At 66.6% G+C, this 25,517-nt stretch carries 29 protein-coding genes and 2 pseudogenes; 14 read left to right on the top strand and 17 right to left on the bottom strand.

From position 1 onward, the window contains the following. Positions 1-21: 21 nt before the first annotated feature. The 4 genes from SSPN_RS0121080 to SSPN_RS0121065 all read right to left on the bottom strand — a co-directional run bounded on the left by SSPN_RS0121080 (position 22) and on the right by SSPN_RS0121065 (position 1,267). Positions 22-294 carry a hypothetical protein gene (locus tag SSPN_RS0121080; RefSeq protein ID WP_010308323.1) on the bottom strand — a complete coding sequence of 91 codons (273 nt, stop codon included), beginning with the start codon at positions 292-294 and terminating at the stop codon, positions 22-24. Next, a complete protein-coding gene (locus SSPN_RS44855) occupies positions 294-671 on the bottom strand; it encodes a helix-turn-helix domain-containing protein (protein WP_010308319.1) in 378 nt (125 codons plus the stop codon). Before SSPN_RS44855 ends, SSPN_RS0121080 begins: the two co-directional genes overlap by 1 nt. Next, complete coding sequence (locus SSPN_RS0121070) at positions 671-862, bottom strand: hypothetical protein (protein ID WP_010308314.1); 192 nt, start codon at positions 860-862, stop codon at positions 671-673. The genes SSPN_RS44855 and SSPN_RS0121070 overlap by 1 nt, the downstream gene beginning before the upstream one ends. A gap of 150 nt (positions 863-1,012) precedes the next feature. Next, positions 1,013-1,267: a helix-turn-helix domain-containing protein gene (locus SSPN_RS0121065; protein ID WP_010308310.1), complete on the bottom strand. Its 255-nt coding sequence runs from the start codon at positions 1,265-1,267 to the stop codon at positions 1,013-1,015. 202 nt (positions 1,268-1,469) lie between these two features. Here SSPN_RS0121065 and SSPN_RS0121060 point away from each other — a divergent pair, with 202 nt between their 5' ends. Then, positions 1,470-1,841, top strand: a complete 372-nt coding sequence (locus SSPN_RS0121060) for a GntR family transcriptional regulator (RefSeq protein ID WP_010308307.1) — start codon at positions 1,470-1,472, stop codon at positions 1,839-1,841. 17 nt (positions 1,842-1,858) lie between these two features. Here the strand turns inward: SSPN_RS0121060 and SSPN_RS0121055 are convergent, their stop codons facing one another. Next, positions 1,859-2,062 carry a hypothetical protein gene (locus SSPN_RS0121055; protein WP_029535568.1) on the bottom strand — a complete coding sequence of 68 codons (204 nt, stop codon included), beginning with the start codon at positions 2,060-2,062 and terminating at the stop codon, positions 1,859-1,861. Between the two features lie 306 nt (positions 2,063-2,368). Between SSPN_RS0121055 and SSPN_RS55120 the strand changes: the two genes are divergently transcribed. Continuing rightward, on the top strand, positions 2,369-3,625 hold the full coding sequence (locus tag SSPN_RS55120; protein WP_148272019.1) for an NsdA family TPR-like regulatory protein: 1,257 nt from the start codon (positions 2,369-2,371) through the stop codon (positions 3,623-3,625). Here SSPN_RS55120 and cutA read toward each other — a convergent pair. Continuing rightward, positions 3,581-3,856, bottom strand: a complete 276-nt coding sequence (gene cutA, locus SSPN_RS0121050; RefSeq protein WP_010308301.1) for a divalent-cation tolerance protein CutA — start codon at positions 3,854-3,856, stop codon at positions 3,581-3,583. The two genes, SSPN_RS55120 and cutA, sit on opposite strands and share 45 nt — an antisense overlap. Before the next feature lie 698 nt (positions 3,857-4,554). Then, positions 4,555-5,521, bottom strand: a pseudogene (locus SSPN_RS44850) (chitinase); the annotation flags it as partial. A 420-nt stretch (positions 5,522-5,941) separates the two neighbouring features. Here SSPN_RS44850 and SSPN_RS0121040 point away from each other — a divergent pair. The 8 genes from SSPN_RS0121040 (at position 5,942) to SSPN_RS56935 (ending at position 12,095) form a co-directional block, all read left to right on the top strand. Continuing rightward, on the top strand, positions 5,942-6,418 hold the full coding sequence (locus tag SSPN_RS0121040; protein ID WP_010308295.1) for a DUF2127 domain-containing protein: 477 nt from the start codon (positions 5,942-5,944) through the stop codon (positions 6,416-6,418). A gap of 61 nt (positions 6,419-6,479) precedes the next feature. Next, positions 6,480-6,788 carry a DUF3099 domain-containing protein gene (locus tag SSPN_RS0121035; RefSeq protein ID WP_010308293.1) on the top strand — a complete coding sequence of 103 codons (309 nt, stop codon included), beginning with the start codon at positions 6,480-6,482 and terminating at the stop codon, positions 6,786-6,788. 429 nt (positions 6,789-7,217) lie between these two features. Next, positions 7,218-7,664, top strand: a complete 447-nt coding sequence (locus tag SSPN_RS44845; RefSeq protein WP_237710675.1) for a hypothetical protein — start codon at positions 7,218-7,220, stop codon at positions 7,662-7,664. A 255-nt stretch (positions 7,665-7,919) separates the two neighbouring features. Continuing rightward, entirely contained in the window at positions 7,920-8,486 is a 567-nt protein-coding gene (ectA, locus tag SSPN_RS0121025) for a diaminobutyrate acetyltransferase (RefSeq protein WP_044574705.1), read from the top strand. An 88-nt stretch (positions 8,487-8,574) separates the two neighbouring features. Then, positions 8,575-9,822, top strand: coding sequence for a diaminobutyrate--2-oxoglutarate transaminase (gene ectB / locus SSPN_RS0121020; protein ID WP_010308280.1), 1,248 nt, complete (start codon positions 8,575-8,577; stop codon positions 9,820-9,822). Positions 9,823-9,928: 106 nt separating this feature from the next. Further along, complete coding sequence (locus SSPN_RS0121015; RefSeq protein WP_010308276.1) at positions 9,929-10,309, top strand: ectoine synthase; 381 nt, start codon at positions 9,929-9,931, stop codon at positions 10,307-10,309. A 206-nt stretch (positions 10,310-10,515) separates the two neighbouring features. Continuing rightward, positions 10,516-11,418, top strand: a complete 903-nt coding sequence (gene thpD / locus SSPN_RS0121010; protein WP_010308273.1) for an ectoine hydroxylase — start codon at positions 10,516-10,518, stop codon at positions 11,416-11,418. A 518-nt stretch (positions 11,419-11,936) separates the two neighbouring features. Further along, positions 11,937-12,095, top strand: a complete 159-nt coding sequence (locus SSPN_RS56935) for a hypothetical protein (RefSeq protein ID WP_170121532.1) — start codon at positions 11,937-11,939, stop codon at positions 12,093-12,095. A gap of 269 nt (positions 12,096-12,364) precedes the next feature. On the opposite strand, the gene SSPN_RS0121000 is transcribed toward SSPN_RS56935, so the two are convergent. Further along, positions 12,365-13,648 carry an alginate O-acetyltransferase AlgX-related protein gene (locus SSPN_RS0121000; protein ID WP_029535566.1) on the bottom strand — a complete coding sequence of 428 codons (1,284 nt, stop codon included), beginning with the start codon at positions 13,646-13,648 and terminating at the stop codon, positions 12,365-12,367. Positions 13,649-14,001: 353 nt separating this feature from the next. On the opposite strand from SSPN_RS0121000, the gene SSPN_RS55115 reads away from it, so the two are divergent. Together SSPN_RS55115 and SSPN_RS0120990 are read left to right on the top strand one after the other, a co-directional pair. Then, positions 14,002-14,295: a hypothetical protein gene (locus tag SSPN_RS55115; protein WP_143539457.1), complete on the top strand. Its 294-nt coding sequence runs from the start codon at positions 14,002-14,004 to the stop codon at positions 14,293-14,295. 205 nt (positions 14,296-14,500) lie between these two features. Continuing rightward, on the top strand, positions 14,501-14,767 hold the full coding sequence (locus tag SSPN_RS0120990; protein WP_010308262.1) for a YdeI/OmpD-associated family protein: 267 nt from the start codon (positions 14,501-14,503) through the stop codon (positions 14,765-14,767). Between the two features lie 163 nt (positions 14,768-14,930). Here SSPN_RS0120990 and SSPN_RS0120980 read toward each other — a convergent pair whose 3' ends face one another. Further along, positions 14,931-16,364: an MBOAT family O-acyltransferase gene (locus SSPN_RS0120980; RefSeq protein WP_010308259.1), complete on the bottom strand. Its 1,434-nt coding sequence runs from the start codon at positions 16,362-16,364 to the stop codon at positions 14,931-14,933. Between the two features lie 159 nt (positions 16,365-16,523). Between SSPN_RS0120980 and SSPN_RS0120975 the strand changes: the two genes are divergently transcribed. Continuing rightward, positions 16,524-17,369: a phospholipid scramblase-related protein gene (locus SSPN_RS0120975; RefSeq protein WP_029535565.1), complete on the top strand. Its 846-nt coding sequence runs from the start codon at positions 16,524-16,526 to the stop codon at positions 17,367-17,369. Between the two features lie 36 nt (positions 17,370-17,405). Here SSPN_RS0120975 and SSPN_RS0120970 read toward each other — a convergent pair whose 3' ends face one another. The 8 genes and pseudogenes from SSPN_RS0120970 to SSPN_RS0120935 all read right to left on the bottom strand — a co-directional run bounded on the left by SSPN_RS0120970 (position 17,406) and on the right by SSPN_RS0120935 (position 24,559). Further along, entirely contained in the window at positions 17,406-18,689 is a 1,284-nt protein-coding gene (locus tag SSPN_RS0120970; RefSeq protein WP_029535564.1) for an ISL3 family transposase, read from the bottom strand. 532 nt (positions 18,690-19,221) lie between these two features. Then, positions 19,222-20,175: a 23S rRNA (guanosine(2251)-2'-O)-methyltransferase RlmB gene (gene rlmB / locus SSPN_RS0120965; protein ID WP_010308250.1), complete on the bottom strand. Its 954-nt coding sequence runs from the start codon at positions 20,173-20,175 to the stop codon at positions 19,222-19,224. Between the two features lie 3 nt (positions 20,176-20,178). After that, positions 20,179-21,573, bottom strand: coding sequence for a cysteine--tRNA ligase (cysS, locus tag SSPN_RS0120960; RefSeq protein WP_010308245.1), 1,395 nt, complete (start codon positions 21,571-21,573; stop codon positions 20,179-20,181). Positions 21,574-21,644: 71 nt separating this feature from the next. Next, positions 21,645-22,327, bottom strand: a pseudogene (locus SSPN_RS44840) (HAD family hydrolase). 150 nt (positions 22,328-22,477) lie between these two features. Beyond that, complete coding sequence (locus tag SSPN_RS0120950) at positions 22,478-22,678, bottom strand: hypothetical protein (RefSeq protein WP_010308237.1); 201 nt, start codon at positions 22,676-22,678, stop codon at positions 22,478-22,480. 168 nt (positions 22,679-22,846) lie between these two features. Then, positions 22,847-23,329 (bottom strand): 2-C-methyl-D-erythritol 2,4-cyclodiphosphate synthase, encoded by a 483-nt coding sequence (gene ispF, locus SSPN_RS0120945; protein ID WP_010308232.1) that lies wholly within the window; start codon positions 23,327-23,329, stop codon positions 22,847-22,849. Beyond that, a complete protein-coding gene (ispD, locus tag SSPN_RS0120940) occupies positions 23,326-24,051 on the bottom strand; it encodes a 2-C-methyl-D-erythritol 4-phosphate cytidylyltransferase (protein WP_010308228.1) in 726 nt (241 codons plus the stop codon). The genes ispF and ispD overlap by 4 nt, the downstream gene beginning before the upstream one ends. A gap of 19 nt (positions 24,052-24,070) precedes the next feature. Continuing rightward, positions 24,071-24,559 carry a CarD family transcriptional regulator gene (locus SSPN_RS0120935; protein ID WP_009947449.1) on the bottom strand — a complete coding sequence of 163 codons (489 nt, stop codon included), beginning with the start codon at positions 24,557-24,559 and terminating at the stop codon, positions 24,071-24,073. A gap of 298 nt (positions 24,560-24,857) precedes the next feature. On the opposite strand from SSPN_RS0120935, the gene SSPN_RS0120930 reads away from it, so the two are divergent. Then, positions 24,858-25,445 carry a copper chaperone PCu(A)C domain-containing protein gene (locus SSPN_RS0120930; RefSeq protein ID WP_010308211.1) on the top strand — a complete coding sequence of 196 codons (588 nt, stop codon included), beginning with the start codon at positions 24,858-24,860 and terminating at the stop codon, positions 25,443-25,445. Positions 25,446-25,517: the final 72 nt, after the last annotated feature.

Below are 25,517 nucleotides of genomic sequence, written 5' to 3'. Positions count from 1 at the left end.
GACCCGGGAATCGGGGTCGGGCTAGCTCGACCTGGCCGCGTCGGGCTCGACCTGGACGGCCCTCGCGAGGGTCCGGGCCAGCTCGTAGCGGTCACGCTCGAACCACGGCCCGCCGCGCTCGACCGCCGCCGCCACCCCCTGCCCCAGCCGTTCCCGGTCCCTGGCCGCCAGGTCGGCGGCCATCGTGGCGACGTAGGCGGCCAGGTTGTCCAACGGCAGCTGGGACAGCAGCTCGGTCGGGACCGGCGCGGCGTACAGCAGCGTTGTCGCCCCGTGCAGGCTCAACGTGGTCATCACGCCACCCCGTCCTGGTCGAAGCTCACGTCGAGCTGGCCGCCGATGACCGGATCGCGGGGGCTGGGCCCCCGGTTCGGGTGCACGCCGCGCCGGATCTCCTCCCACGTCACGATCGGGAAGTTCCGCGACCACACCTCGGCCAGGCCCAGCGCTTCCGGCGTGGTGCCGTAGACCGTGGCCAGCAGGTCCCGGTAGGTCTGCGAGACCGTGAGCTTGCCCTGTTCCCACCCGCAGATCAGGCCCTTGAGCGTGCCCAAAGCACCCAACCGGATGCCCCGCGCCTCCGCCGCCCTGATCACGTGGCTGGCCAGCTCGCCCTGAGTCCACCCGAGCATCTGCCGGACCTGCCGCAGCTTCGTCACCTTGGCGGCCATCACCGGCTCACCTTCGCCCGCGACCGCTTCCGCTGGGCCGGGGCCGACACCGGGGAGAAGATCTCCGCGACCCGCGCCCGGATGGCCTGCGCCAACTCGTATTCCTCGGTGCCGGGCTCCAGCTCGGCCATTTCCAGCCTGTTCGACTCGATGTTCTCCGCCGAGTCGTTGAACAGCGTGTCGAACAGCACCTCCCGGGCCCACGCCTCGTCGTCGAGGTCCGACAGCAGCCCGCCATCAGCGTGAGCTGCATGGCGGGCGGGGTGTCGTTGAACTCCCGGTGAGCTGCGGTGAACTCGGTGACCTGCCCGTTGGCCATGCCGTAAGCCTGCTTCGCCATCTCAGGCCACCTCCCCAACCTGCACACCCTGCGCGTCGTCAGCAGCCTCAGCGGCCGACTCGTCCCCGGTCACAAACGCCTCGTAGGCGGCCTGCGCACACTTCTCCAGGTAGATGTTCAGCGCCTCACCGGGGATCCGGATCGTGCCCTTGCCGGTGCCCAGCTTCAGCGCGTCCAGGTCGCCGGACTCGATCGCCCGGTAGATCGTGTTCACCGAAACGTCAAACATCTCGGCTACTGCCTTCACCCGGTACATCCCGCTATCCTCGAACTGCATCGATGCTCCCAACGTTTCGATGTCCGCCCCGGCTGGTGTTGCTGCACCGGTCGGGGCTTTCTCGTTTCCCTGTGCTCCCTGGGAGGAGTGGGACACGAGAGACGTTAGCCATGTCTGTCAAGACTGTCAACACACTTGGTTGTCTGTCAGTGTTGCTTGACCCCTCTGTACCCTGCCTGACATGGGCAAACTCGATCCGAAAAATCCCCAGCCGCCATACCTTCAGATCGCCGAAGACCTCATGTCCTCCATCCGCAACGGCGCGCTGAGTCCGGGCGATTCGCTGCCCTCCTACAACACTCTCGCCACCCAGTACGGCGTCGCGGTCGGAACCGTGCGCAGCGCGCTCGATGTCCTTCGCGATCGATCGGTGATCGTGACTCGGCACGGCACCGGCTCGTTTGTCCATCCCGACCTCGACATTGCGACGCTTCCCCCCTCGATTGATCGCCCAGTCGCGGTACAGGCCGCCGACCTCGCAGAAGTCTTGCGTCTCCTGCATGACATCAGCGAGCGCCTGGCGGTTCTGGAGAGTCGGCTCGGCACCGACTAACCACCGACGGCACGCCGTCACCGCATGACCTCTCGGAAGAACGAAACAAGCCCCTCAACGGCGCTGCCGACCAAGTCGAACGCAGCCTGAGCGAACGTTGCGGCGTCGTTGGGGTACTTGACCACCAGCACGACGAGCGCCACTCCCACCAGCGACCAGAGCAGCTTCGACAGAGCGCCCCCGCCGGCCTTCGGCATCATCGGCAACGAGTTCTTCGCCATCACAGTCTCCATCCCTCGATCAGCGACTCAGACAGTCCACTGCGGACCGCCTGATTGCTGGTTTTGCTCACGTCCCAAGGAAACCGGGGGCTGCGGGGTTGCAATAAGGTCGTGTCGAGTACCCACGCTGGGTAAACTCGCGAGTAACAAGTGCGGAGCTGCCGCCAAAGGGGGACGATCGACGTGGCAAGGCAACGACCATCGGACCACCTACCGCCTGAAGCCCTCTCCCGCCCTGAATTCGTCCAGGCATGCGCCGAACGGAACCTCGGCGAAGTGCTCCGCCTAGCGAAGCGCTGGGGCGGGGTGGGCTTCAGTGCCTCTCATCTGGCAAGGCGGTGCGAGCTGACGGTTTCCAGGGTTCAGGACTACATCAGCGGGCGGGTTCAAGCGCAGCGCGTGGAACTCTTCGAGCGAGTTGCGGACGGGTTGCATATTCCCGGATCGATGCTCGATCTCGCCCCCCGCCCTTGGGAGCGGCAGCCCGCCCAGGTGCAGGAAGTTGCCGACGCTAAGAGCACTGAAACCGCGAGCGGAAACGGAGACTCTTCGGTGTTGCGACGCGACTTCATGAAGCTAGGGGCTGGAATTGCGGCTACGGCGCTGGGAACGCAACTGCCAGGAGGTATTCCCTCAGGGACGGCGGGAAACCGTGTCGGGTCCAGCACAGTTGCCGAGCTAAAAGACAACATCGTTCGCCTTCGCCGACTTGACGACCACCTTGGTGGCGCCGACACCTACCGGCTGTATCGAGCGGAAGTCGAGAAGACAGCGAAGCTGCTAAAGGGCGGGAGCTTTTCGGGTGCGACACAGCGAGAATTGCTGAACCTCTTTGCCGAACAAGCCCAGCAAACTGGTTGGGCCGCTTTCGACGCTGGATGGCACGCGGAGGCAAAGCAACTCTTCGAGCGGAGCTACAGCGCGGCGAAAGAAGCGAACAACGCTGAGCTTGCCGGAAACGCATTAGCTCTTCGCTCGTACCAGCTTCTATCCACGGGAACTGCGGCAACTGACCTCACCGACAAGTCTCTCGCGATCGCAAAAAGCAGTGGAGAGCCAGCAGTGCAATCCCTACTTTTCCAGCGTGGCGCGTGGACCTACGCCGTCGCCGGGCAAGCCGAGCAAGCAGCCCGAGCTCTAGGAAATGCAGAAGAAGCGCTAGCGAATGGTAACAATGGCGGAACCGCCCCGGATTGGGCTGCATGGGCGCACAACTCGACCGAGTTTCAGATCATGGTGGGTCGATGCTGGACAGAACTTCGTCGACCGCTCCGCGCCGTTCCAGCCTTGGAAGCCGCAATGGCCAAGTACGACGACAGCCATGCTCGCGACAAGGCGCTGTACCTCTCGTGGCTGGCCGATTCCTACATAGATGCTGGTGAAATCGAGCCTGCGGCGACCGCGCTTGGCCGCGCATTCGACCTGTCAGCGAACATCGCTTCCGCCCGACCCCAACAGCGCCTTACTGCTGTGCTCGACAGGTTCGAAGACCACAAGGAAGTGGCAGGCGTCGCTGACTTACTTGCTCGTCGTCCGCCCAACCCAGTCCAGGTACGGCGCTAGACCAGCCGCAAGTGGCAGTGCAGTGATCTCGGGGTTCGTCCACTCATGCCGTGCAACAAGCAGCTGCTCCAGCTCCTTGTAGCGATCCTCGGTGGTCTTGAGGACGACCTGCCACTCTTCGCCGGTACCGAACTCGCCGAGGTGCCAGAACACGCTAGTCACTGGGCCGACGACCTGCCCACCAGCGGCTAGCCGGGCTTCCACGGCAGCACGCGCGAGCGCGGTCGCCAATTCCTTCGTTGGGGCGGCTACCTGTACCTGCCAAACCTGGGTCATGCGCGTGAGCGTATCGACTCGACAGGCCAGGCGGGAGGCTGAACCTGGGCCGGGGCAGGGGAGCTAGAAGAGGCTGGAACAGTGGGGGGATGGCTGGCGGCTGAGACTGCCCTCTAGGCCCTAGACCGCTGCTCACGGCCCGGATGGGTGTCTAGCGGCCCCTCTAGGTCTAGAGGGGCCGGGTTCTAGGCCTAGAGGACTGCCCGAGGCGTGGTTCAGCGGTCCGTAGGACGTCGATCGGCCGCTGAACCGCCTCGAAGCTACCGCGTGGTCTCTGTGCCTCAGCTGGGCTCTCAAAAGGCGCTGAGATCACCGTAGACGCCACGAACGCGCCGGGGCTATGTCGCTGGACCCGTCAGCACGAACACGAGCTCTCAGCCCGTCGAGATGATCGGCTCAGTTTCCGTCTCAGTCCGCACCCGTGCCAGCCATCCCCCACTGTTTCAGCCATGCCTGCGACCAGCGCGTTTGCACGGCTGAGAACCGGTGCGAACTATATTCCGGAGAACTTGTAAGCGGACGGTCAGGGGTTCGAGTCCCCTCAGCGGCTCCGACCGTACCCAACCAGCGCTTTTGACGAAGCCACCCGATCTGTCGAATTCAGCACACCGCCCCGCCCGGCAGCGGCCGAGCGGGGCGTTTCGTTCGGGCCGTCAACGCCCCTGGAGCGCCTTCACGTTGTCGGCGAAGGTCCAGGGACTTGGCGCCGTCCCAGTTGATCGACCAGGTCATCAGGCCCTTCAGGCTGCCGTTGTAGTGGTTCCAGGCCTGGGCGACCAGGTCGGGCGACATGTGACCGCCGCCCGCGCCCGGCTGGGCCGGCAGCCCGGGAACCTGCTTGTCGTAGGGAACCCGGATCGTGGTGCCCTGGACGACCAGCCCCTTGTCCAGGCAATCCGTCTGCACCGTGAATCCCTGCACCGTGCCGGCTTGGTACGAATCACCCGAACAGCCGTACATGCTGCCGTTGTAGTACTGCATGTTCAGCCACCAGAGCCGGCCGTTGTCCGCGTACTTCTTCACGATCGGCAGGTATGCGCCCCAGATCGATCCATAGGTCCCGCTGCCGCCGGTGACGTACGCGGTTTCCGGAGCCATCGTCAACCCGAATTCCGGGGGCAACTTGGCGAGCACGCCGTCGATGATGCGGATCAGGTTGGCCTGCGACGGCGAGAGTTCGTTGATGTTGCCGCTGCCGCTGAGGCCGGTCTCGATGTCGATGTCGATGCCGTCGAAGTTGTACTTCTGCAGGATTGGCACCACGGTCTCGACGAACCGGTCGGCGACGGCGCTGGAGGACAGGTCGATCCCCGCCGTCGCGCCGCCGATGGACATCAGGATCGTGAGCCCGTCCGCCTTGGCCTGGCACATCTCGGCCGGCGTGGCCACCTTCACCGTGCTGTCCATCCCGTCCTCCCACAGGACGCTGCCGTCCGAGCGGATGACCGGGAAAGCCGCGTTGATCACGTTGTAGCCGTGCTCGCGAATGGCCGGATCCGTGATTGGGGTCCAGCCGAACGGCGGGTGCACCCCGTTTACGGCGCCGTCCCAGTTTTCCCAGTACCCGTGGAGCACCTTGCCCGCCGGTTTCGATTTCACCGGACAGGTTTCCGCCGCCGGTCCAGGGTTCGAGGCGTCCGCCGCCTGCGGCGCCTCGTACCCCGCGGCGACCTGGGAGAACGACATAGCGGCGACGAACGACGCCACCAATCGGGTTCTCCGCAGGCGTTTCTTCCGACCAACCATTCCCGGCCCCCTCCGCGACAGGACCAATTTCGGAATTGGTCCGGGTCCGATGAAACCCGCTCGTCGTCCACCAAGAACTTTTATGACAAATTCCGCGACCGGAAACAAGGGTTGAAGAAATGTGGTATTTACCAATTTGCGCTGTCGTCCTCCGAGCTCTTCTCGATCATCGGCCGGGAAACGCACCATCCGATTCGCGGACCTGCCGGTCGAGGAGCGGGCGGCCCGGATGCGGGCAGCTGGCCGGCAACGCGCAAGATCGCTGGTCCGGGATTCAGCGCGCATCATGGCTTCATGGCCGCCGAAACCACGATGACGGACAAGCTGTTCCGCGTCGCCGTGCTACTCAAGGGACTGGACGGCGCGGTGCAGCTGATCGGTGGGGTGCTGCTGATCTTCTTGTCCCCCGACACCGTCACCCGGTTCGCGCACGCCGTCGTCACGCGGGACCTGCTGGGCCCGCCGGCGGGATCGCTGGCCGGGCACTTCGAGGAAGCTGCGCAGCACTTCGCCAGCGGCGGCAGCACGTTCGTGATCGCCTACCTGATCGCCCACGGCGTGATCAAGATCGGCCTGGTGATCGGCCTGCTGCTCAAGATCATGCCGCTGTACCCGGTGGCGCTGACCGCCCTGGGCCTGTTCGTGATCTTCGAGGTGCTGCGCGCGGTGCAGACGAGGTCGATCGCGCTGCCGTTCTTCGCGGCGCTGGATGTGGTGATCATCATCCTCGTGCTCCGGGAATACCTCGAATTGCGCCGCCGGTCCCAGTGACCCGGGCCGCGGATTGCGCCACGCTGGAGGTGCCGGGTTGTGGCCGACTCCGGAGGTGGCCATGCGGCGACGGCAGCACGACGAGCCGGTGCTGATCACCGATGCGGCGCCGTCCCTCGACGAGGAGCAGCGGCATCGCAAACGGGTCTACGCCGTGCTGATGGTGGTGCACCTGGTGGGCTTCACCGCCGCCGGGCTGCTGGCGCACATCTGGTGGCTCGCGCTCGGCATCGTGGCCGTCACCGGCGCTCTGCCGTGGGTCGCGGTCGTCCTGGCCAACGACCGCACGTCCCAGCGCGGTCAGCGCCGGATGCGACGCGTGGGCGGCCCCGCCATCGAGGACCGCCACCACGACCAGATCGATATTTGACGCCGCGAACCCCGTCTGGTGCGCCGCTGCCGCACCACCACCACCAGCAGCAGAATCCCGGCAAGTACGAGGCGGGCACGTCAGACCAGTCGGCTTGGCCGAGGCGGTCGGCTTCGTTATGAGTCGTCGTCATGAGTCGAGTCGGTGTCGCCGTCGTAGGCGTCGGCTTCGCCGCCCCGGGCCGCCGATACGAAGACCGAGCCACCGCTGTCGACGCGAGTTGATCTCCACCACGTTTCCGGAATACGGGAATTCAGCACGCTCGTTCAACTTCTCCCACGCCGCAGAGCTTGATCAATTTCGATCATTTCGCCAGTAATTGGCAAGTTGTGCCCAAGCGATGGACAACTTCACTCGATCGAGCGAAGAGTCTGCTTTCGGTTCGAACCAGTTGCCGCCGACCTGGCCCTGGGCAACATCGACCACGCGATGCAGACCGAGTACTCGCTGCCGGGCTCGTCCGGCGACGTCCAGCCCGGCCAGACCGTGCAGACCGTGCAGACCGTGCAGACCTACGGCTGCGGCGCGACCTGCACCGACCGCCCGGAGACCGAGTGTCAGTCGCAGATCCTCAAGGTCGCCGACGTGAACGTGACCGACATTGCGTGCAGCGACTACCGTGGCGGTACCGCGGTGTGCGCCAGCGCGGCGAAGGCATCCCGGCCGACGGTGGCTCCGGTGGCCCGATGTTCGCAGGGAACGTACAGGTGGGCGCGGCCTCGACCGGTGACCGGCAGACCACCACCGCCTACACCAACGTCACCGAGTACCGCGACTGGATCCAGTCCCTGGCGGGCATGCCGCAGCTCACGGGAGGGCGGTCCGCCCGGGCGTGTGCCAGCCTGGGAAAGCCGCCGCTTCAACATGTTCACCTGATTACCGGAGTTTGAATTTTCGAAAAACGGGTACGGTGCACTTGAGTATCGTATTAGATACACCCTTTCCCCAGGTCAGGGCGCTGACAAATGATCGAGTTCATAATCACCAACGCTCTCCTTAGCATCGACTTCGGGCGAATTGCAACGTTTCTGTAGTGCTTCTCACGTGCAAAATTACATCTCGCCTGGTAGATCGGTAGTTATCGCGTCGACAGCCTGGCGCGTTACGGATGGTCTGTTAAGTTGGCAAAGCATGACCGGCGATAAACCGAGCCATAACATCGACAACGGGAATGGCGGAGGCGGTTCAGCCGGGCGGTTGGAGATCGACACTCCGGTCGTCTCGGACGGCCCTGCGCTCTACCGAATCACTCGTGATTCGGCAGTGCTGGATGTGAACTCGTCCTACGCATATTTGTTGTGGTGCCGGGACTTCGCGCAAACCTCCGCGGTGGCACGCATCGACGGTGCGGTCGTGGGATTCGTGACCGGATACGTCCGGCCCGACGCCCCCGACACGCTCGTCGTGTGGCAGATCGCCGTCGATGCATCCCAGCGCGGTGGTGGCGTGGCAGGTCGGCTCCTGGGCCACCTGGTTGATCGCGGGCTGGCGCACGGTGTTCGCTACCTGGAGACGACGATCACGGCGGACAACGCCGCGTCGATCAACCTGTTCACCGCGCTGGCGCGCAAGCGCGCGGCGAACCTGGAGCGCAGCGAACTGTTCGCCGCCGACCTGTTCCCGGATGCGCACCTGGGGGAGGACCTGTACCGCATCGGGCCGTTCGAGCCCGTCCCGGCCGCCGCGGCCGGATCCTGACCGCTGCCGCCGTCAGTACCGGCACGAAATCTTGTTCTTGAGGTGCCGGGGCGCGCGAAGCGCGCGCTGCCCGGCCGAACGGAGGATCGTGAACGACATCTTCGCAACCCTGGAATCGGAAGTCCGCAGCTACAGCCGAACCTGGCCGACGGTCTTCGACCGCGCCGGCGGCAGCTACCTCTACGACGAAGACGGCACCGCCTACCTGGACTTCTTCGCCGGTGCCGGCGCGCTCAACTACGGGCACAACAACCCGTTGTTGAAACGAAAACTGATCGAGTACATCGAGCGCGACGGGGTGACCCACGGCCTCGACCAGTCCACTGTGGCCAAACGCGCGTTCCTGGAAGCCTTCCGGGACAACGTGCTCAAGCCGCGCGGGTACAACTACAAGGTCCAGTTCCCCGGCCCGACGGGCACCAACTCGGTGGAGTCGGCGCTGAAGCTCGTCCGCAAGATCACCGGGCGGGAATCGATCATCAGCTTCACCAACGCCTTCCACGGCATGACGCTGGGCTCACTGTCGGTCACCGGCAACTCGATGAAGCGCGGCGGCGCCGGCATCCCGCTGGTGCACGCCACCCCGATGCCCTACGACGACTACTTCGACGGCCAGGTCCCCGACTTCCTCTACTTCGAGAAGATGCTGGAAGACAGCGGCAGCGGCCTCAACGAGCCCGCCGCGGTGATCGTCGAGACGCTGCAGGGCGAGGGCGGCATCAACTCGTCGCGGCCGGAGTGGCTGCGCGGGCTCTACGACCTGTGCCAGAAGCACGGCATGCTGATGATCGTCGACGACGTGCAGATGGGCTGCGGTCGCACCGGCCCGTTCTTCAGCTTCGAGGAAGCGGGCATCCAGCCCGACATCGTCTGCCTGTCCAAGTCCATCGGGGGCTACGGGCTGCCGATGGCGCTGACGCTGATCAAGCCGGAGCACGACGTCTGGGAACCGGGCGAGCACAACGGCACCTTCCGCGGCAACAACCCGGCGTTCATCACCGCCACGGAGGCGCTGAAGCAGTACTGGGCCGACGACGCGCTGGAGAAGTCCACCATCGCCAAGGGCGAGCGGGTCGGCGAGGTGTTCGAAGAGATCGCTGCCAAGCACGGCGGCGCGGTGGCCAAGGGCCGCGGCCTGGCGCGCGGGCTCGGCTTCGAGGACACCAACGTCGCGGGCAAGGTCTCCAAGGCTGCGTTCGATCGCAAGCTGCTGCTGGAGACCTCAGGACCCAGCAACGAGGTCGTGAAGGTCATGCCGCCGTTGACCGTGTCGGATGACGAACTGGAGCAGGGGCTACAGATCGTCCGAGAATCGGTGCAGGCTGTCCTGGCCTGACTCGGCAACCGAATCGCAGCGATCGGACCGTTCACCTCGCCAGACGGCGTGAACAGGCCGATCGCTGCACTGCGGCAGAGCAGAACGAGGATCCATTGGAGGAAATGTGATCGTCCGGCACCTCTCGGACATTGAGGACACCGACGCCGACATCAAGACCGAGAACTGGCGCAGCAAGCGCATCGTGCTGGCCAAGGAGAAGGTCGGCTTCTCGGTGCATGAAACCACCCTCTACGCCGGCACGGTGAACGACTTCTGGTACGCCAACCACATCGAGGCGGTGTTCATCACCGAAGGCGACGGTGAAATCGAGGACAAGGCGACCGGCGAGCTGCTGAACAACCACGACAAGCACCAGGTCCGGCCCCGCACGACCATGCGCACGGTGTGCGTGTTCAACCCGCCCGTGACCGGGCGCGAGGTGCACGACGAGCACGGCGTGTACCCGCTGGTCGTCGAGGACGACGAGACACCCGTCGCAGGCTGATCCGGGCGACCGAGCTTGTTGACCGCGCGTGGCGGGTAACCGGAAACGGTTGCCCGCCACGCGCGTTGACGGGTCTTCCCCACGCGCGGACGTGGGGAATTGCGGGCGCATCCAGAATGCGCCGCTTCTAACCGAGGAACCGAGAAAAGGCGGCGGTGCCACCGGCACCAGCCGCTCCGGCGGGAATTCGCGAAGGAGGCGCAAACATGACCGTCGCTGATCTGAGCACCCAAGACCGCTACCCGACCCGGGTGGACGCCGAGCCGGCAATGATCCGGCGCTCCGATCCCACCGTCTGGCCCGGCGTGACGGCCGGCCCGGCCACCGCGGAGGAGCTCGCGGGGCACGAGGCCAAGGGCTTCCACGTCGTAGAGGGCTTGTTGTCCCCGGCCGAGGTGCAGACGTACTGGCGGGAGCTGGAGCGGCTCACGCGGGATCCGGGGGTGCGGGCCGACGAACGCACCATCGTGGAGCGCAGCTCCGACGAGGTCCGCTCGATCTTCGAGGTGCACTGGATGAGCGAGCTGATCGCCGAGCTGGTGCGGGACCCGCGAGTCCTGGACCGGGCCCGTCAGATCCTCGGATCTGACGTGTACGTGCACCAGAGCCGGATCAACTACATGCCCGGGTACCGGGGCACCGGCTTCTACTGGCACTCCGATTTCGAGACCTGGCACGCCGAGGACGGCATGCCGGCGATGCGCGCGGTGAGCATTTCGATCGCGCTGACCGACAACTACCCCTTCAACGGCGGCCTGATGATCATGCCCGGCTCGCACCGGACCTTCGTGTCCTGCGTGGGCGAGACACCGGACGACAACTACAAGTCGTCGCTTAAGGAACAGTGGGTCGGGGTACCGACGGAGGACGACATCACCAAGCTCGCCTACGAGCACGACATCGAGCAGTTCACCGGCCAAGCGGGGTCGGCGCTGTGGTTCGACTCGAACTGCATGCACGGATCGGGCAACAACATCACGCCGTTCCCGCGCTCGAACATCTTCGTGGTGTTCAACAGCGTGGAGAACGCCCTGGTGGACCCGTTCGCGGCGGGTCACCCGCGCCCGGGCTTCATCGCATCCCGCGACCCGGCACCGATCCTGCGCTGACCGACCGAGGCGAGGGGCACCCGCGACCCAGTTACTTGCCAGTCACTTGGTCGCGGGTGCCCTCGCCCGTTCGTTTCGCGCCGTGACATGGATTCGGTTGGCAATCCGCGGCTCAGATCACAAATAGTTTCGTAGCTCTGCGTGATCAGTCGGTTTCGGAATTGTTCGATTACCCCATTTTGACTAATCCAGCCGGGAAACCATCTAAGCCCAGCGGGTTTACTCGACGGTAAGTAATTGTCTGCGGCATATTCCAGCCAGAAAAGAGTATCCGACACACCCATAGGTGGGGTGGCGACGGTTACGCGCCGTGGCCTATGGTGTTCGTTATCAAAATTCCCGGCCTCGTCGGGAAGTTTCCCACCTGGGGTTCAGAAGGGAGGCCTGCGGTACCACCTGGCATGGGTCCTGTTGCAGCGCTTCAACAGGACTCGTCCTGTTGTTGTCAGGCCCGGCACCAGTCGGGCCGCGTTCGGCGTACGCCGAACGTTGGGATCAACAACGAAAGGAACATGCAGGTGAACCGCAAGAAGGCCCGGAAGGCACGTCAGGCTCGTCGTCGGCGGGGCGCAGCAAAGCGCCCGGCCCGGCCGCGTCGGACGACCCGGGCGCTCCTGCTGCTGATGCTGCGGGTCTCGTTGTGGTGGCTCGTCACTTGGTTCGACGACCACAGCTGATCCCCTTCGGGGGCGGGTTGAAGTGCCAGCTTCGGCCCGCCCCATCCCAGCCGACGCACCGCTAGGGCGCATCGTGCACGTGCAGTTACGGACAGTTGATCCGCAATCGCAATGCGCGGTCAGACTATCGGATTCCGGTCTCGCACGACACGGCGATCGGCAAAAAATAGTACGTGTGTCCGGCTACAAAAACTGCCGAGTTGCGCTGAAGCTGACCGGACGTTCCGCATTGCGAATTTCGATAAAAGGTCGCCGAAATCCCGGAAGGATCAGCGCACGGGGTGGGCGGCGAGGACTGCGCCTACCTGGTCGGCTACCGCCGGGTCGAGCATCGGGTAGCGGCCGCCGGCGACGAAGCGTTCGGACAGTTCGAACGTGACCACCTCGCCTTCGGCGAGCAGTTGGCCCGCCGCCACCGGGTCCACCGCGACGTTGTCCGGGTGCGTGATGGTGATGTTCGCGAACGTCGCGGCCAGGTACGGGCTGGCGAACTGGGTGAACGAGTCGCCGACCATCCGCACCGGCTGGGCGATCATGCCCGGCTTCGGCTGCGACTCCAGGTGCAGCGGCTGGTGGAAGTCGCTGGGCTTGAACTGCGTGTTGTCCGCCGCCCCGCCGTCGGGCGCCAGCGAGTACGCCTGGATCGGCACGGTCCGGTCCTGCCCGAGCAGGTCCGGGATGTCCGCGCTGTGCGGGTACTGGCGGGACGGCCGGACCTTCCAGCTGCTCGTCACGCCCGGCTGCAGGCGCTCGGCGAGCTGGTACGTCATGGTGATACCGCCCTCGTGGGTCCAGTGCGTGTCGATGTCGTGGTAGATCGGCCGCTGGTTGCGCGCCGCGACATCGCGCAGCTGGGCGCGCAGGTCGACCGCGCCGGTCGCGGCCGGCACCCGGCGCCAGAACTCCTCGCGGGCCTTCGTCGAGCAGTCCTTCCCGGCGTAGTCGTCCGGCATGTTCTCCGGGTACTCGGTGGACTTGTCAGGGGCGATGACCAGCTGGAACTTCCGGCCCGACGCCTCCACCACGGACCGCCAGCGGCGCAGTCCGGCGATCACCTGGTCCGTGGTCCGCTTCGGCACGCACCGGTAGGCCACGTCGTGGCCGAGGTACAGCCAGCCGTTCTTGCCCTCGATGACGGCGGGGAACACGTTCTCGTCGATCGGCGGCTTCTCGTCCACCTGCCCGGCACCGACCGGCGAGGTGTGCGAGCCGCTGGCCAGCCGGGCGGGCTCCCCGAATACTCCGCGGCTTAACGCGTTAACCGACTGCACCGCGCCCTTGCGGAACGGCAGGTTCTCGGTGGCCCAGGCGTTCAGCCCGGTGAAGAACCCCCAACCGTCGGTGACGCTGGGGAAAGCGGCCAGCGGGCGGTTCTCCAGCTGCTCGGCGCGCGCCCCAAAGACCCAGGTCACCACCGGCGCGGTGACGAACAGCACGGCGCAAACGAGCGCGGCCAGCTGGCGCCTGCCGTGCCGGGGCCGGTGCAGCGGATGCTCCCGCGGCAACCACGCCTCGTGGACCGGGGGAAGATCGGAGTGCTCCTGCCGCGACACGGAACCCACGTTAACCGGGTACGCAGCGCGACCGGCCGAGAACTCGCGGATCTCCTGCACAGCGGCGCGCGAGCGGGTCCGGCGGTAGCGTCCGCGCCCCCATGCTCAGCGGCTCGGGGCGCCAACCGACGACGTCCGCGTAGAAATCCGGGGATCGCCGCGAACAACGTCAACGCCGTCGGACCGGTACCGCATGGTCGGCGAGCACCTGCCAAGCGCCAAGGTCTGTTCGGGCAGTGCGACCGGTGGGTGTGATGATCGGGTGCCGGGATGACCCTTTTGCAGGTCCCTCAATAGCGTGTTACTCCTGACCTGCAACAACTCGTAGCAGCGTCTGGGGAAGGCGTACGGTAATGCATGAACATCCTTATGCGGCAACGCTTTCCGCGATCAGGTCACTCCACGTCCAGTGGTCCGCGGAAGCAGAACTGACATCCGATCCAGCGCATGCCGCTGTGTTATACCGTCGCCTGCTCGAACTTGCCGACACCGTAGCCCGGCTGGTCGCCTACGAACAGTTCCACCTCGAACAAGTGCGCAACACGATCCCGCCGCAACAATTTGTTTTGATCACTGGCACGAAGCCACGAGCAGGCAACCCCGTACATGGCGAAACGGGTTCGGTGCCAGCCGGAGTGGCAAGATGATCACTTCGGCTGCCCAGCACCGTTATTCGACGGCTCGCCCAAGTGCAGTGGAGTCAGGGCGCCCGTGGTCCAGATCTCCATCTCGGCGGCACCTGCGGGGCCCGCCTGCCTTCCGCTCGCGCCCGGCCATCGGCGGTGGGTTGGCGGGTGGCCGGTGACTGAGCGTATCCGTCTTGGGCTCGACTTGGTCCGCTACCGTGGCGCTATGAACGACCAGCGAGTGCCCGGTGGGGTGGTCCACCAGTTGCCCGCAGACCTGCGCAAGGCGCTGATCGCCAACACCACGGCACTCGATGCCTGGACGGACATCACGCCCTTGGCCCGCAACGAGTTCATCTGCTGGGTCGAGGATGCCAAGCAGGTGACAACCCGAGAGCGCCGTATTCGCCGGACCCAGGAGGAGCTGACAGAAGGCAAACGCCGGCCCTGCTGTTGGCCGGGATGCAAACACCGCGAACGCACCGGCAAGTAGCGGACGACGCACGACTGTCCACCACCGGCCCCGCAGACGATGCGGTCAATCGTGGTGCGTGCCTCACCGTTCAACGCGCTGTCCGACTACCTCGGGCAGTTCGATCCGGCTTCACACTGAAGGTCTACACCCGGCAACATGCCTGGTCAGGGCGCGATCTTCGTCAGAACTGGTAGTACAGGAAAGGGCTAAAGGAGCCGGTGGCGACGAGGAGGCCCGCGTAGCCGAGGCCGAGGGTCAGGACTCCGATCCGGAGGGCGTCGGCCTGCGGGGTTCGGACCGCTTCCAGGAACGGGCCGGTGCCCGAGTTCGCCGGGAGCGCCACGACCACCAGCGCCAGCAGGAGGAACACGAGGCGCTGATTCGTCACCGACGCCGACACGATGTCCGTCAGGCCCGCGAAATCCGGCACCAGCATGTGGCCCAGCATCACGAACGCGCTGCCCAGGTCCGGCGACCGGAAGAACACCCAGCCGACCACCACCAGCAGCAGCGTCAGCGCGCGGCGGCCGAGGCGGGCCCGGATGCCGCTCGGCGCGTGCGACCAGCCGAAGGCGCGCTCGACCATCAGCAGCGCGCCGTGGAACAGCCCCCACACCAGGTACGTCCACGCCGCGCCGTGCCAGAAACCGGTCAGCACGAAGATGATCGCCAGGTTCCGGTAGGTGCGCGCGGTGCCCCGGCGGTTGCCGCCCAGCGGGATGTAGACGTAGTCCCGGAACCAGCGCGACAGCGACATGTGCCAGCGCCGCCAGAACTCCGTGATCGTCACCGACGAGTAGGGCCGGGCGAAGTTTTCCGGCAGCCGGAACCCGAGCATCCGGCCCAGCCCGATCGCCATGTCCGAGTAGCCGGAGAAATCGAAGTACAGCTGCATCGCGTAGCCGATCGCACCGAGCCAGGCGATCGCGAAGGTCATGTCCTCGTTCGGGGTGGCGAAGCAGGCATCCACCATCGGCGCCAGCGTGTCGGCGATGACGACCTTCTTCGTCAGGCCCCACGCGAAGCGGGGGAAGCCCGCCGCGATGTCGTCGAGCCGGTGGGTGCGCCACTGCGGCAGCTGGTCGGCGATCTCCCGGTAGCGCACAATCGGACCGGCCACCAGCTGCGGGAACATCGCGATGTAGGTGACGAACGAGACCGGGTCGCGCAGCGCCGGGCGCTCTCCGCGGTAGATGTCCACCACGTAGGAGATGTGGTGGAACGTGTAGAAGGAGATCCCGATCGGCAGCGCCAGGTGCAGCACCGGGAAGTCGCCGCCGAACCACTGGGTCAGCACCGCCAGCTGCGCGGTGGCGAACCCGGCGTACTTCCACACCGCCAGGATCGTCAGGTTGAACGCGACGGTGCCGATCAGCAGCCACTTCCGCCGGTTCCGCTCGATGCCCCACTCGTCGGGTTCCAGGTGCCGCCCGGCGAAGTAGTTCACCACGATGCAGGCCAGCAGCAGCAGTGTCGTCCCGCCCGCGCCGCTGGCGTAGAACAGCAGGCTGGCGACTGCGATCACGGCGTTGCGTCCGCTGCGGGGTGCGATCAGCACAGCCGCGAGCACGGCCGGCAGGAAGTACCAGAGGAACAGCGGACTTGCGAACGACATCGGGGGCCTCGGGGTGCGGGAGGCCCGCGCCTCCCCTTTTGAGCGGGGTTCAGCTTTCTTGCTCGTCGGACTCTAGCCGAGCTCCGAACGTTCCCGGCCCGGAATGCGACGGGTCCAAATCCCGGACAGCCGGTGCCGCGATCACCTAGCCTGGGGTTCATGAACGCTCCGCCGCCTCCCGGTTGGTACCCGGACCAGGCAGATCAGCGTTATGTGCGCTGGTGGGACGGTAGGCAGTGGACCCAGCACGTCCAGCCCGCCCAGCACCCGCAGCAATACGCCCAGCAGCACCCGGCAGCACAGCAGAACGACGCGTCGGCCATCGAGCTCGCGATGGGCGGCACCGGCGACACCGCGTCCATCCAGCACCAGGTGCAGCAGCGGGCCGGCGTCGGAGGCGCGGTCGCAGGCGGCGGCACGCTGTTCACCGAGCCGGTTCTGGTGATCAACCAGAAGGCGAAGCTGATCGAGGTGGCGAACGAGTACGCGGTCTACGACCAGCACGGGCGCCAGCTCGGTTCGGTCATGCAGGTCGGCCAGAGCGGCGCGCAGAAGGCGCTGCGGATGCTCACCAAGCTCGACTCGCTGATGACCGTGACGCTGGAGATCCGCGACATCACCGGCCGCCCGGTCCTGGTGCTGACCCGCCCGGCGACCATGTGGAAGGGCACGGTCCACGTGCAGCGCCCGGACCAGTCGCCGGTCGGGGACATCAAGCTGACGAACGTCTGGGGCAAGGCCCGGTTCGACTTCGAGGTCAACGGGCAGCGCATCGGCGGCCTGCACGCCGAGAACTTGCGCGCCTGGGACATCAAGGTGCTCGACCACGCCGACGCGGAGATCGGGCGGATCACCAAGACCTGGCAGGGCCTGGCGAAGGCGGCGTTCACCACGGCGGACAACTACGTCCTGCAGATCCACCGGCCGCTGGCGGACCCGCTGCTGAGCATGGTCGTCGCATCAGCCCTGACGGTCGACACGATCCTCAGCCAGAACCAGCGGTAACCTGCAATTTAAAGGCTCTTGTGACGTATGTGTGGGTTAAGTGCGCCCGGGGAGGGCGAGTGTCGGGCCGCCGAGGTTGAGCATGACGAGGGCGATCAGGGCCTGGGGCGTGTGGAACCCGAAGGCCATGCGGGTGAAGAGTCTGATCTTGGTGTTAGTGGACTCGATCAGGCCCTGAGACAGCCCGTGCTCCAGGCTGGCCTCGATGGACGCGCGGATGCGGACCACGGACTTGCAGAGCTTCTGGATGGGTTCCAGGGTGCTGCGCCCGGCCTCTTTGATCCAGGCGTCGAGGATGCGTTTGCCCTGCTTACCCCTGGCTTGGAAGACGATGCGGAGTTTCTCTTTGAACGCGTAGGCCTCGTGGAGGCGGGGGCTGGAAGCCGTGATCCACTTCAGGGTGAGGCTTTGGTCCTGGGTGAGGTTGTCGGGATTTTTCAGCAGGGAGTAGCGGGCGTTTTTGAACTCCCTGGCCAGGTCCTGCCGTGGGGTTTCCGGCTTCGGATCATCGGCAGTGGGGCGGCCGACACGACGGTCCTGTTCTGCGCGTTCGGTGTCGGCGAGTGCTTTGAGGGCACGCCATTCCTGGCGGCGGACGGTATCGATGGCGTCGGTGGCCCAGGCCACGATGTGAAACGGGTCGGCGCACAAGATCGCTTGCGGGGCGCGTTGTGTGACCGTCGAGGCGATCCAGTGCGCCGCGTCAGCGCTGACGTGGGTCAAGGCCGCGGTGCGTTCGGGTCCGAGTTCGTCGAAGAACGTGCTCAACGTGGCGGCGCCCAGGCCCGGCGCGGCCCAGATGACCCGACCGGTGTCGTGGTCGACCACGATCGTCAGATAGCGATGGTTCTTCTTATAGGAAACCTCGTCGATCCCGATCTTGCGGACCCCGTCGAGCAGGTCGATCTCAGCGGAGATGTCGGCCCAGACCCGGTCGATGACCGACCCGACCGTTTTCCATGCGATTCGCAGCAACTCCCGCACGGTTGACTTCGAGGTTCGCACCGCCAGCCACGCCACCTGGGCGTCAAAGACAAGCGTGTGCCCGGCACCATGCCGAGCCCAGGGCACCCGAGCCACAGTCACCCCGTGCTCGGCACAGCGCACCCTGGGCGCGTCGGCTGCCAGCCACATCTGCGTCAGCCCGCAATCCACACTCCGCCACTCACGGCGCCTCCCGCCGTCGTATCCAGGGCTTCTCCGACCGCACCGGCCGCACCGGTCATTGCGGCCAGGACGGCCTTCTTCGAAAGCCACACGCTCGATCACGGTCCTGTCGTCCAGACCCGCCATCGCGCGCCATACACTGACATCCGGCACGTCGTTCGCTCCCTGATCAGCTTGTTGATCTCGCAACCAACAACCTAGCCCAAAGCGACGGCGTGCCTTCATCTTCCGGACCCAACCCCAGGCCACACGCCCACTAATCGATCACAAGAGCCAATTTAAATGAGCGTTTTCCGACCGCTTCTTGCGCAGCGGTGCGGTTAGCGGAACTTCAGCGGCCTTCTCGACTCCGGGATCCCGGACTTGTGCATGAACAATGCACGGCGTCCGGGCCGTCCTCGCGAGAAGACCGCTGAGAACCCCGGCGGTGCGAGCTGCGAGGGCGCGCTAAGGCGGCTACGCCGCTTGCGGCAGCCCCCGTACCGCAGGGCTTCCAGCCAGCATCACGGCTGCGGATCAGCCAAGTGAGGGCCGCGATTTCATCGAAGGTCCGATTTCCATTGAAATCGCAGTCCTCGGGCGTGTCGGCGCACGACACACCGGAAGATGTGGACAACTACCGCAATTTCCATTGAAATCGAGGGTTCGATTTCAATGGAAATTGCGGTTTGGTGGGGCCTGATGATCAGGACCGGCGGCGGCGGGCGACCTCGGCGAGGACCACGCCCGCGGCGACCGAGGCGTTTAGCGACTCCACACCGCTGGCCATCGGAATCGAGACCGTCTGGTCGCAGGTCTCCCGGACCAGCCGCGACAACCCGCGCCCCTCCGAGCCGACGACGACCACCAGCGGCTCCGTGGCCAGCTCCAGTTCATCCGAGGTGATGTCGGCGTCGGCGTCCAGACCGATGACCATCAGCCCGGCGTCCTTCAGGTCCTTCAACGTGCGGGTGAGGTTGACCGCCTTGGCCACCGGCAGCTTCGCTGCAGTGCCCGCGCTGGTGCGCCAGGCGACCGCCGTGATCCCGGCACTACGCCGCTGCGGCACGATCACGCCGTGCGCGCCGAACGCCGCCGCGGACCGGATTACCGCGCCCAGGTTGCGCGGGTCGGTCACGCCGTCGAGCGCGACGATCAGCGGCGGCATCCCGGAATCGCTGGCCGCCGCCAGCACGTCCTCCGGGTGCGCGTAGCTGAACTGCGGCACCTGCAGCGCAAGTCCTTGGTGCAGCGCGTTGTTCGTCATCCGGTCGAGCTCGATGCGCGGCACGTCGACCACGGAGATCCCGCGCGACTTCGCCTCCCGCACCGCCTCGGTGACCCGGTCGTCGATGTCGATGCCCTGCGCCACGTACAGCCCGGTCGCCGGCACGCCGGCCCGGATGCACTCCACCACCGGGTTGCGCCCGGCCACCAGTTCCGGCTGCGCGTCCTGCTGCGCCCGGCGCTTCGTGCGCAGCTGCTCCGTCTTGCTCCGGGCGTCGGCCCGCTTCTTCGCGGGGTGGCTGACCCGGTCCTCCGCCTTCGGCGTCGGGCCCTTGCCGCGCAGCCCCCGACGGCGCTGCCCGCCGGATCCGACGACCATGCCCTTCTTGTTGCTCTTGCGCATGCCGCCGCGGCGTTTGTCGTTGCCAGCCACGTGTTACCCGTCTTTCAATGTCCACATCGGACCGTCGGGGGTGTCCTCGACGGCAATCCCGCTGTCCTGCAACCGATCGCGCAGCAGGTCGGCGGTGGCGAAGTCGCGCTCCTTGCGCGCCTGCTGGCGTTGTTCCAGGAGGGCCTCGACCAGGTCGGACAACGCGCGGTGCGCGGCGTCGTCCGCGCCGGAGTCGTCAGCCCACTGCTCGGACAGCGGGTCCAACCCGAGCACGTTCGTCATGGCCCGCACCGACGCTGCCGCGTCCCGGGCCGCCTCGTCGCCGCCGCGGTCCAGGGCGGCGTTGCCTTCCCGGATCGCGTTGTGCACCGCCGCGATCGCCTGCGGCGTCGACAGGTCGTCGTCCATCGCCGCAGTGAACTCCGCGGCCAGCGCGCCGGGCTCGACGCTGCCGGCGCGCTGGCCGACGCGGCGGACGAACGACTCGATGCGGTGGTACGCGGCGACCGCTTCGGCCAGCCCCGCCTCGGAGAACTCGATCGTGGACCGGTAGTGCGGGGTGACCAGGTAGTAGCGCAGCTCGGCCGCGCGGGCGCGCTGGAGCACGGCCGGGATGGACAGGGTGTTGCCGAGCGACTTCGACATCTTCTCACCGCTCATGGTCACCCAGGCGTTGTGCATCCAGTACTGCGCGAAGCCGTCCCCGGCCGCATTCGACTGCGCCAGCTCGTTCTCGTGGTGCGGGAACACCAGGTCCAGGCCGCCGCCGTGGATGTCGAACTCGCTGCCGAGGTAGAAGGTGGCCATCGCCGAGCACTCCAGATGCCAGCCCGGCCGGCCGTGGCCCCACGGCGTCGGCCAGCTCGGCTCGCCCGGCTTGGCGCCCTTCCACAGCGTGAAGTCGCGCGGGTCGCGCTTGCCGCTGGCCAGGGTCTCGCCCTGCTGCACCTCTTCGAGGCGCTGCCCGGAAAGCTTGCCGTAGTGGTCGGCGTAGGAGGCCACCGAGAAATAGACGTCGCCACCAGCCGCGTAGGCGTGCCCCTTGTCGATCAGCCGCTGGATCAGGTCGGCCATCTGCGTGACGTGCCCGGTCGCGCGCGGCAGCACCGACGGCGGCTGGCAGCCGAGCTGGTCGTAGGCCCACTCGAAGGCGCGCTCGTGCGTCGCGGCCCACTCCCACCACGGGCGGCCGGCCTCGGCCGCCTTGGTGAGGATCTTGTCGTCGATGTCGGTGACGTTGCGGACCAGGCGCACGTCGTGGCCGGTGTGCTGCAGCCAGCGGCGCAACACGTCGAAGTTCAGGCCGCTGCGGACGTGTCCTACGTGGGGAATGCCCTGCACGGTGGCACCACAGACGTAGATCGAAGCCACTCCGTCGCAGCGCGGGTGGAATTCACGCGTCGTGCGGGTCGCGGTGTCATGCAGGTGCAGGCTCACGCCCCTGATGGTACGGGGGCAGGTCGACGCCCAATCACGACAGGGCCTGGCACGTCAAGGGGTAGTGATCGTCAGCGCAGCACGTCGCGGACGGCGGTCAGCAGTCCGTCCGGCCGCTCGGTGGTGGACACCGGGTCGACGATCGCGACCTGGCATCCGACCGCGGCCGCGCCGCCGTCCGCCTCCTCGCTGTCGCCGACCATCAGCGCCTCGCCGGGCGCGACGTCAAGCCGCTCGCAGGCCCGCAGGAAGATCTTCGAGTCCGGCTTGATCACGCCTTCGAGGTACGAGAGCAGGAATTCATCGACGTACCGGGTGACGCCGATCCGCTCGAAAGCAGGGCGGATGTCGAACGCGATGTTGCTGATCACGCCGATCTTGATGCCCGCCTCGTGCACCCGGCGCAGCACGTCGGCGGCGTCCGGGTACGGCGTCCAGAAGTCGGTGTCGATCAGCCGCTCGTAGAGGCGCTCTGCCTGGCCGTCCAGCACGCCGGAGCTGCGCAGCACCTCCAGGTAGACCTTGCGGTGCAGGGCGGGGTCCAGGTCGCGGTTCTCCCAGGCGTCCCGGAACTCGGGGCCGAGCTGCACGACCTGGCCGACCGGTGCGGTCATCCGGCGCATGACCTCGGCCTGCGCCGCAAGGTCGAAGAGGGTGCCGTCGGCGTCGGCGAGGTCGGAGAACCAGGACTCGTCTTCTTCCAGCCGGAGAAGAGCGTGCCGGAGAAGTCGAAGAGCACCGCGCGCAGAGTCACGAGATCCAAGGTAAGTGGACTCGACCGGGCCGAGCACGGACATGCGTCCAAGCTCACGACGCCGCCGCCCCGGCCGGTTGGTTCGCGGTTTCAATTGAAACCGCGAACCACGAGGTCCCAACCGCAGTTTCAATTGAAACTGCGGTGCGGTCAGCAGCGCGGGGTCTGGTGGTTCCGCATCGGGACGACGATCCCCGCGATGCAGATCGCCGCGCTCGCCCACAACAGGATCACGGCCGCCGCCAGCCCGAGGCCGTCGCCCCCGGACCACAACACGAACGACATCGGCCACGCCAGCACCGGCTGCACTACGAGCAGCCGACGCACCCACCGGTTCCGCTCGATCTCCATGCGTCGAGCATGGCGCGCACCGACCCCGGCATTCCAGACCGCGAGCCCTGAGTTTTCCCCGACTCCGCCTACCCGTTACACCCCGGTACCTGTCCGTTACTCCAGAAGCCGCTGATCAGCGCCCGTAAGTGCTTTTCGGTGCTACAGCGCCGGAAAACGCGGACCGGCTCAGGCCGTTGGGACGACCAGGGCGGTGGCGACGGCGGCAACGCCTTCGCCGCGGCCGGTGAGGCCCAGGCCGTCGGATGTCGTGCCGGACACCGAGACCGGCGCGCCGATCGCATCCGAGAGCACCTGCTGCGCTTCCTCGCGGCGTTTGCCGATGCGCGGCGCGTTGCCGATCACCTGCACGGTCGCGTTGCCGATCCGAAAACCCGCCGCAGCAACCCGGTCTCGCACCTCGACCAGGAAGTCCACCCCATGTGCGCCGGCCCAGCGGTCGTCATCGGTGCCGAATACCGCGCCAAGATCGCCGAGCCCAGCCGCCGACAGCAGGGCGTCACACAGCGCGTGCGCCGCGACGTCGCCGTCAGAATGCCCGGCGCAGCCGTCCGCGCCCGGCCAGAGCAGGCCCGCGATCCAGCAGTCGCGCCCAGTTTCGACGGGGTGGACGTCGACGCCTTGGCCAACGCGGGGCAGCAGCTCGGTCACTCGAGTTCTCCAGTGTTGTCCGCAACACCCGCATCCGAAGTCACGCCGGCCACGGCCAGCACCGACTCGGCGACGGCCAGATCGAAGGCGGTGGTGATCTTCAAGGCGTGCGGGTGCCCGTCGACGGTGTGCACCTTGCCCCCGACCCGCTCCACGAGCCCGGCGTCGTCGGTGGCCACATCACCGGCCGCGGCGTAGGCCTCCCGCAGCACATCGATGGCGAAGCCCTGCGGGGTCTGCACCGCCCGCAGCCGCGAGCGGTCCACGGTCGAAACGACGTCACCTGCGTCGTCGATCTGCTTGATCGTGTCTGTGACGGGCAGCACCGGGATCACCGCGGGAGCGCCCTGCTCGACCGCGGCCACGACGTCCCGGATCATCGAAGCTGGGGTGAAGGCCCGCGCCGCGTCGTGCACCAGCACCACCCGCGCGTCCGGCGCCACCCGCTCGACCGCGTCCAGCGCGCGCCGCACGGAATCGGTCCGCTCCGCTCCCCCGGGGACCACGTGCGCGGAGGGCAGCGCGGCCAGCTCCGCCGCCACTACCTCGACCTGATCGGCCGGTGCCGCGACCACGACGTGCTGCACGCAGCCCGAGGCCAGCAGGCCACGGACCGCGCGCAACAACAACGATTCACCGTTCACCGGGACCAGCGCCTTCGGCATCCCGGCACCCAAGCGCACCCCGCGACCCGCCGCGGGGACCAGCGCGACTACGCTCACGCTCTTCTGTTCCCGATGATCACACTGCGGTGGCGAGGACTTCGTCCAGCAGGGTCTCCGCTTTGCCTTCGTCGGTACCCTCAGCCAATGCCAGCTCGCTGACCAGGATCTGCCGTGCTTTCGCCAACATCCGCTTCTCGCCTGCGGACAGGCCACGATCCTTCTCGCGTCGCCAGAGGTCGCGCACCACTTCGGCCACCTTGTTCACATCGCCGGAGGCGAGCTTCTCCAGGTTGGCCTTGTACCGCCGAGACCAGTTCGTGGGCTCTTCGGTGTGCGGGGCCCGCAGCACATCGAAGACCCGATCGAGTCCCTCCTGACCGACAACGTCCCGGACACCGACGATCTCGGCGTTGTCCGCGGGAACGCGCACGGTCAGGTCGCCCTGCGCGACCTTGAGGACGAGGTACTGCTTCTCCTCGCCCTTGATCACACGAGTCTCGATTGCTTCGATGAGCGCGGCACCGTGATGCGGGTAGACGACGGTCTCTCCGACCTTGAAAACCATGTGTCCTCTGCCCCTTTCGCTATGCCCACTTTAACACGTGGAGCAACTGGGCCTCGACCACCTCACCATCCGTAATCGCAGGTCAGGCCGTGGACAGGGGTTGACAACAATGCCTCGGACGTGCAAGGACGCACATTTCGGCCCCCTGAAACCGTCCACTATGGACACTACGATGGGGGTGTCTTGGCGGCGCTCGGTGACCCCGAAATAGGTAGTTCGGCTAGCCCCCGGAACGCCCCGTGCAGGCGGGGATTAAGCTTCCCCCGGTTGTCCGGCAATCAGGAAGGACGCTGCAACCGTGAGCCGCCCTCAGCATCTCAAGGCCGTCCGCCTGCGGTTGATCCCGGCCGCTATCGGGCTCGGCGCCGTCGTCGCCCTCGCTGGGTGCAGTGCCGGTCAGGTGACCGAGACCGACACCCAGGTCGCCGCCGTCAACGGTGGTAGCGGCGATCTCAAGCAGATCGCGATCCGCAACGCCACGTTCACCTTCCCGACCTCCGACGCCAGCTACCCGGCCGGTTCCTCCGCGCCGATCCAGCTGGTGCTGATCAACGAGGGCCCGAACGACAAGCTGGTCCAGGTCACCAGCCCCTACGCCGCGTCGGCCACCCTCGGCGGCATCACCGAAGTGCCGAGCCGGACCGCGCTGCACGCCGTCGGCCAGTCCGCGGCGGTCCAGCAGGGCGAGACGCCCGCGGACCGCGAGGTGCAAATCACGCTGAACGGCTTCAAGCAGGACATCACGCCGGGCGTGACGGTCCCGGTGACCTTCGTCTTCGAGAAGGCCGGTTCGGTCACCGTGCAGGTCCCGATTGGCCCAGACCACACGCCGCGCCCCGAGCACGGCAGCCCGCTGCCGGACGCCGCGCAGGGCGGCGGGCACTGACCGCAGGCTTCACCGAAATCGGGCCGTCCCCGCGCAGGGACGGCCCGTTTCCGCATCTCAGGTGTCTTGCGC

The organism is Saccharopolyspora spinosa NRRL 18395, assembly GCF_000194155.1.
GTDB lineage: Bacteria > Actinomycetota > Actinomycetes > Mycobacteriales > Pseudonocardiaceae > Saccharopolyspora > Saccharopolyspora spinosa.
The sequence above is the reverse complement of the archived record's forward strand: the minus strand, read 5'-3'. Positions and strand labels throughout refer to the sequence as shown.

Excerpts from the sequence above, each read along its gene's own strand:
- SSPN_RS0121060 (WP_010308307.1), top strand. The coding sequence starts at position 1,470 with ATGGGCAAACTCGATCCGAAAAATCCCCAGCCGCCATACCTTCAGATC.
- SSPN_RS0121040 (WP_010308295.1), top strand. The coding sequence starts at position 5,942 with ATGGCCGCCGAAACCACGATGACGGACAAGCTGTTCCGCGTCGCCGTG.
- SSPN_RS44845 (WP_237710675.1), top strand. The coding sequence starts at position 7,218 with ATGCAGACCGAGTACTCGCTGCCGGGCTCGTCCGGCGACGTCCAGCCC.
- SSPN_RS0121055 (WP_029535568.1), bottom strand. The coding sequence starts at position 2,062 with ATGGCGAAGAACTCGTTGCCGATGATGCCGAAGGCCGGCGGGGGCGCT.
- SSPN_RS0120980 (WP_010308259.1), bottom strand. The coding sequence starts at position 16,364 with ATGTCGTTCGCAAGTCCGCTGTTCCTCTGGTACTTCCTGCCGGCCGTG.
- SSPN_RS55115 (WP_143539457.1), top strand. The coding sequence starts at position 14,002 with ATGCATGAACATCCTTATGCGGCAACGCTTTCCGCGATCAGGTCACTC.
- ectA (WP_044574705.1), top strand. The coding sequence starts at position 7,920 with ATGACCGGCGATAAACCGAGCCATAACATCGACAACGGGAATGGCGGA.
- SSPN_RS0120990 (WP_010308262.1), top strand. The coding sequence starts at position 14,501 with ATGAACGACCAGCGAGTGCCCGGTGGGGTGGTCCACCAGTTGCCCGCA.
- SSPN_RS0121035 (WP_010308293.1), top strand. The coding sequence starts at position 6,480 with ATGCGGCGACGGCAGCACGACGAGCCGGTGCTGATCACCGATGCGGCG.
- SSPN_RS0120950 (WP_010308237.1), bottom strand. The coding sequence starts at position 22,678 with ATGGAGATCGAGCGGAACCGGTGGGTGCGTCGGCTGCTCGTAGTGCAG.
- thpD (WP_010308273.1), top strand. The coding sequence starts at position 10,516 with ATGACCGTCGCTGATCTGAGCACCCAAGACCGCTACCCGACCCGGGTG.
- SSPN_RS44855 (WP_010308319.1), bottom strand. The coding sequence starts at position 671 with ATGGCCGCCAAGGTGACGAAGCTGCGGCAGGTCCGGCAGATGCTCGGG.
- SSPN_RS0121080 (WP_010308323.1), bottom strand. The coding sequence starts at position 294 with ATGACCACGTTGAGCCTGCACGGGGCGACAACGCTGCTGTACGCCGCG.
- SSPN_RS0121065 (WP_010308310.1), bottom strand. The coding sequence starts at position 1,267 with ATGTACCGGGTGAAGGCAGTAGCCGAGATGTTTGACGTTTCGGTGAAC.
- SSPN_RS0120935 (WP_009947449.1), bottom strand. The coding sequence starts at position 24,559 with ATGGTTTTCAAGGTCGGAGAGACCGTCGTCTACCCGCATCACGGTGCC.
- SSPN_RS0120975 (WP_029535565.1), top strand. The coding sequence starts at position 16,524 with ATGAACGCTCCGCCGCCTCCCGGTTGGTACCCGGACCAGGCAGATCAG.